General features: G+C 60.9%; 3 protein-coding genes. All 3 read left to right on the forward strand.

The window, feature by feature from the left end; genetic code table 11:
- Window positions 1-159: 159 nt before the first annotated feature.
- A complete protein-coding gene (gene ccoG / locus D6877_RS16915) occupies window positions 160-1,575 on the forward strand; it encodes a cytochrome c oxidase accessory protein CcoG (RefSeq protein WP_122700473.1) in 1,416 nt (471 codons plus the stop codon).
- A gap of 13 nt (window positions 1,576-1,588) precedes the next feature.
- Entirely contained in the window at window positions 1,589-2,128 is a 540-nt protein-coding gene (locus D6877_RS16920) for a FixH family protein (protein WP_130911522.1), read from the forward strand.
- A gap of 121 nt (window positions 2,129-2,249) precedes the next feature.
- Window positions 2,250-3,649: heavy metal translocating P-type ATPase metal-binding domain-containing protein (locus tag D6877_RS16925; RefSeq protein WP_241662917.1), on the forward strand; the 1,400-nt coding region annotated here is incomplete at its 3' end.

The following is a 3,649-nucleotide window of genomic DNA, read 5'->3' on the forward strand; positions in this document are numbered from 1 at the left end:
GCAATCGCTACACCATCCGCATTTTTTACCCAACGCGACCAAAGGTCGCACCCTTGAGCCAGAGCGGCAGGCGTATCATCACGCTACTGCAACAGCCCTTTTTGACTTCGGTTGGCACGTATCGACCGAGGCATTTTTCCACTGCCGTGGGATGCAATGATGAGCAATCAGATTCCGGTACACGACGTCACGCCGCCGAGCAAGAACGCGAACAACAGCGTCGACCTTTATGCCTCACGAGAAAAAATCTACACCCGTGCCTTCACCGGCCTGTTCCGCAATCTGCGGATGCTCGGCGGTGCGGCGTTGTTTCTGCTGTATTTCGGCACGGTGTGGCTGAACTGGGGCGGTCATCAGGCAGTGTGGTGGAACCTGCCGGAGCGCAAGTTCTTCATCTTCGGCGCGACTTTCTGGCCACAGGATTTCATCTTGCTCTCGGGGCTGTTGATCATTGCCGCGTTCGGCCTGTTCTTCATCACCGTGTACGCCGGGCGCGTCTGGTGCGGTTATACCTGCCCGCAGAGCGTGTGGACGTGGATTTTCATGTGGTGCGAAAAGGTCACCGAAGGCGACCGCAATCAGCGCATCAAGCTCGACAAGGCGCCGATGAGCACCAACAAATTCCTGCGCAAACTGGCAAAGCATTCGCTGTGGCTGTTGATCGGTTTTGTCACCGGCATGACCTTTGTCGGCTACTTCTCGCCGATCCGCGAACTGGTCATCGAGTTCTTCACCGGCCAGGCCGATGGCTGGTCGTATTTCTGGGTCGGTTTTTTCACCCTCGCCACGTACGGCAATGCCGGCTGGTTGCGTGAGCAGGTGTGCATCTACATGTGCCCGTATGCGCGCTTCCAGAGCGTGATGTTCGACAAGGACACGCTCATCGTTTCCTACGACCCGCGCCGTGGCGAAAGCCGTGGGCCGCGCAAGAAAGGCATCGACTACAAGGCGCTGGGGCTGGGCGATTGCATCGACTGCACGATGTGCGTGCAGGTCTGCCCGACCGGCATCGACATCCGCGATGGCCTGCAGATCGAGTGCATCGGCTGCGCTGCGTGCATCGATGCCTGCGACAGCATCATGGACAAGATGGATTACCCGCGCGGGCTGATCAGCTACACCACCGAACACAACCTCTCCGGGCAGAAAACCCATAAACTGCGACCGCGCCTGATCGGCTATGCCGTGGTGCTGCTGGCGATGATCAGCCTGTTGGTCGCCGCGTTCTTCATGCGTTCGCTGGTCGGGTTCGACGTCAGCAAAGACCGCGTGCTGTACCGCGAAAACGCTGAAGGCCGGATCGAAAACGTCTACAGCCTGAAGATCATGAACAAGGATCAGCGCGACCACACTTACCTGCTGCAAGCCGAGGGTCTGCCGGACCTGCGCCTGCAAGGCAAGCGCGAGATCAAGGTTGCCGCCGGCGATATCGTCAGCATGCCGGTCGAGTTGTCCAGCGCACCGGAACAACTGCCATCGAGCACCAACGAGGTGAAATTCATCCTCAAGGATGCCGATGACGAAAGCGTCCACGTTGAAGCCAAGAGCCGATTCATCGGCCCACAAATCCGTTGAGAGAATTTTGAACATGCCCGCTGCAAACGCCGCAAGTCCTTGGTACAAGCACCTCTGGCCGTGGATCATCATCGCGATCCTGGCCTGCTCGGTGGCCTTGACCCTGTCGATGGTGACCATCGCGGTGAACAACCCGGACAATCTGGTCAACGACAACTATTACGAAGCAGGCAAAGGCATCAACCGTTCACTGGATCGCGAGCTGCTGGCGCAAACCCTGAAGCTGCGTGCGGCGGTGCATCTGGATGACGTGACCGGTGAAGTCGATTTGCGCTTGAACGGTGACAGCCAGCCGCAAACCCTGGAACTGAACCTGATTTCGCCGACCCAGCCGGAGAAGGATCGCAAGATCGTGCTGACCCGCAGTGACAGCGAGAGCGGGCGCTACATTGGCCAGTTGGGCGACAAGGTCGAAGGGCGACGGTTTGTCGAGTTGCTCGGCAGCCAGGATGAGCACGTGTGGCGCATGTTTGAAGAAGAACTGGTCAGCCATGACAAGGAACTGCTGCTGGGTGATGAGCCATTGCAGGGTGCGGAAGACCTGAAAAACTAAAACCTGCGCTTCGCGCATTCGCGAGCAGGCTCGCTCCCACAGTGGATCTTCTGTGTTCACAAAACCTGTGGGAGCGAGCCTGCTCGCGAAGAGGCCCTTGCGGATGACATAAACTTTCCTGATGACCAGCCCAACCCCCTGCTACCACTGCGCCCTGCCCGTCCCGTCCGGCAGCCGCTTTACCGCCGTCGTCCTCGGCGAGTCTCGCGAGTTCTGCTGCCCGGGCTGTCAGGCGGTGGCTGAAGCCATCGTCGCCGGTGGTCTGGAAAGCTACTACCAGCATCGCAGCGAAGCCTCGGCCAATCCCGAAGCGCTGCCGGTGCAACTGACTGATGAACTGGCGCTGTACGACCGCGCCGACGTGCAGCAGCCCTTCGTGCGCCACGAAGGCGATCTGGCCGAAACCACCTTGTTGATGGAAGGCATCAGTTGCGCCGCCTGCGGCTGGCTGATCGAGAAACACCTGCGCACCCTGCCCGCCGTCGCCGAAGCGCGGTTGAACCTGTCCAACCATCGCCTGCACGTACGCTGGGCCGACGCACAATTGCCGCTGAGCCAGATCCTCGCCGAGCTGCGCCACATTGGTTACGCTGCTCACCCCTATCAGGCCGACCGCGCCAGCGAACAACTGGCCAGTGAGAATCGCCTGGCCCTGCGCCAACTCGGCGTCGCCGGTCTGCTGTGGTTTCAGGCGATGATGGCGACCATGGCCACCTGGCCGGAATTCAACATCGACCTCAGTCCCGAGCTGCACACGATCCTGCGCTGGGTCGCGCTGTTTCTGACCACGCCAATCGTGTTCTACAGCTGCGCGCCGTTCTTCAAAGGTGCGATGCGTGATTTGCGCACCCGCCACCTGACCATGGACGTCTCGGTGTCGCTGGCGATCGGCAGCGCTTACATCGCCGGAATCTGGACGTCGATCACCGGGGTCGGCGAGCTGTACTTCGATGCGGTCGGCATGTTCGCCCTGTTTTTGCTCGCCGGGCGTTATCTGGAACGCCGCGCCCGCGAACGCACCGCTGCCGCCACTGCGCAACTGGTCAACCTGTTGCCGGCCTCGTGCCTGCGCCTGGATAGCGACGGCCAGAGCGAACGCATCCTGCTCAGCGAGTTGCGTGTGGGCGAGCGGATTCTGGTGCAGCCGGGCTCGATTCTGCCGGCTGACGGCAAGATCATCGACGGCCAGTCGAGCATCGACGAATCGCTGCTGACCGGCGAATACCTGCCACAGCCACGCACGCTCGGCGACGCAGTTACTGCGGGCACGCTCAACGTCGAAGGCGCATTGACCGTGCAAGTGCAGGCGCTGGGACAGGACACGCGTCTCTCCGCAATCGTGCGCCTTCTTGATCGCGCTCAGGCGGAGAAACCGCGTCTGGCAGAAATCGCCGATCGCGCCGCGCAATGGTTCCTGCTGTTGTCGCTGATTGCGGCGGCATTGATCGGCCTGCTGTGGTGGCAGCTGGACTCAGCGCGGGCGTTCTGGATCGTCCTCGCCATGCTGGTGGCGACCTGCCC

Source organism: Pseudomonas sp. Sample_9 (assembly GCF_004307535.1).
Classification (GTDB): Bacteria; Pseudomonadota; Gammaproteobacteria; order Pseudomonadales; family Pseudomonadaceae; genus Aquipseudomonas; species Aquipseudomonas mercuritolerans.